The 1,735-nt window shown below is 61.0% G+C and carries 2 tRNA genes and 2 rRNA genes; all 4 read left to right on the forward strand.

Annotated features, from left to right (window positions below):
- A 16S ribosomal RNA gene (locus NW808_RS01310) occupies positions 1-482 on the forward strand; the annotation flags it as partial.
- Positions 483-576: 94 nt separating this feature from the next.
- A tRNA-Ile gene (locus NW808_RS01315) sits at positions 577-650 on the forward strand.
- Positions 651-713: 63 nt separating this feature from the next.
- A tRNA-Ala gene (locus tag NW808_RS01320) sits at positions 714-789 on the forward strand.
- Positions 790-899: 110 nt separating this feature from the next.
- Positions 900-1,735 (forward strand): 23S ribosomal RNA (locus tag NW808_RS01325); the annotation flags it as partial.

Genomic DNA, 1,735 nt, shown 5'->3' on the forward strand with positions numbered 1-1,735 from the left:
CGTCAGCTCGTGCCGTGAGGTGTTGGGTTAAGTCCCGCAACGAGCGCAACCCCTATCGCCAGTTACCAGCGGGTAAAGCCGGGGACTCTGGCGAGACTGCCTGCGCAAGCAGGAGGAAGGTGGGGACGACGTCAAGTCATCATGGCCCTTACGCCCAGGGCTGCACACGTGCTACAATGGCCGGTACAATGGGCAGCCACCCCGCGAGGGGGAGCAAATCCCTAAAACCGGTCTCAGTTCGGATTGGAGTCTGCAACCCGACTCCATGAAGCCGGAATCGCTAGTAATCGCGCATCAGCCACGGCGCGGTGAATACGTTCCCGGGCCTTGTACACACCGCCCGTCAAGCCATGGGAGCCGGGGGCACCCGAAGTCCGTGGCCCAACCCGCAAGGGAGGGAGCGGCCGAAGGTGAACCTGGTGACTGGGGCTAAGTCGTAACAAGGTAGCCGTACGGGAACGTGCGGCTGGATCACCTCCTAAAGAGCAGCTGCTCTGCTTACTCTCGATCGGCAGGGCTCGCTATGCCTCCCGCTCATCTGTTCTTTGAGCGTGCCCGCGCTGGGCGAACGCCGGAGGGGCTGTAGCTCAGGTGGTTAGAGCGCACGCCTGATAAGCGTGAGGTCGGTGGTTCAACTCCACCCAGCCCCACACCGAAGGGCCGGCCGAAGTCGTCGGACCCGACGCGATCGGTCGTTCGCCTTTCGATGGGGCGGGGTTATAGCTCAGTTGGTAGAGCGCCGGCTTTGCAAGCCGGAGGTCGTCGGTTCGAATCCGACTAACTCCACCACGCCTCCACAAGTGGGAGGCCTGTTCTTTGACATGTTGGCACGCTGCAAGCGTAAAGGTAAACCGAGCAACGCAAGGAGCGCCTGCAAGCTGGCCTGTAAAAGGGCCAGGGATTAAGTATAGTAAGGGCGCATGGTGGATGCCTCGGCATGGGCAGGCGATGAAGGGCGTGGCAAGCTGCGATAAGCCGCGGGGAGCCGCAAGCAGGCTGTGATCCGCGGATTCCCGAATGGGGCAACCCGGCCGGTTGAAGACCGGTCATCCACGAGCTGAATCCATAGGTTCGTGGAGGCGAACCCGGGGAACTGAAACATCTCAGTACCCGGAGGAAAAGAAAGCAACCGCGATTCCCTGAGTAGTGGCGAGCGAAAGGGGAACAGCCCAAACCGGCGTCGTTTCGGCGGCGTCGGGGTTGTAGGGCCCGCCATAAGGGGTCGGAAGGTGAAGTCGAAGCGCGCTGGAAAGCCGCACCATAGAGGGTGATAGTCCCGTAGGCGTAAGCTGACCGATCTCGGCGGTGTCCCTGAGTACCACGGGACCGGGGAAATCCTGTGGGAAGCTGCCAGCACCATCTGGCAAGGCTAAATACTCGCCCATGACCGATAGCGCACCAGTACCGTGAGGGAAAGGTGAAAAGAACGCCTAGTAGGCGAGTGAAAAGGACCTGAAACCATGCGCCTACAACCAGTCGGAGCCTCTCTGTTCCTTGTGAACAGATGGGGTGACGGCGTGCCTTTTGCAGAATGAGCCTACGAGTTGCTCCTCTCTGGCAAGGCTAAGTGCTTCAGGCACGGAGCCGCAGCGAAAGCGAGTCCGAACAGGGCGATCCAGTCAGAGGGGGCAGACGCGAAACCGGGTGAGCTACCCTTGGCCAGGTTGAAGCGTGGGTAAGACCACGTGGAGGACCGAACCGGTTGGCGTTGAAAAGCCATCGGATGAGCTGAGGG

The sequence above is a fragment of the Synechococcus sp. W70.1 genome, from assembly GCF_047461515.1.
In the GTDB taxonomy this organism is placed as follows: Bacteria; Cyanobacteriota; Cyanobacteriia; order Thermostichales; family Thermostichaceae; genus Thermostichus.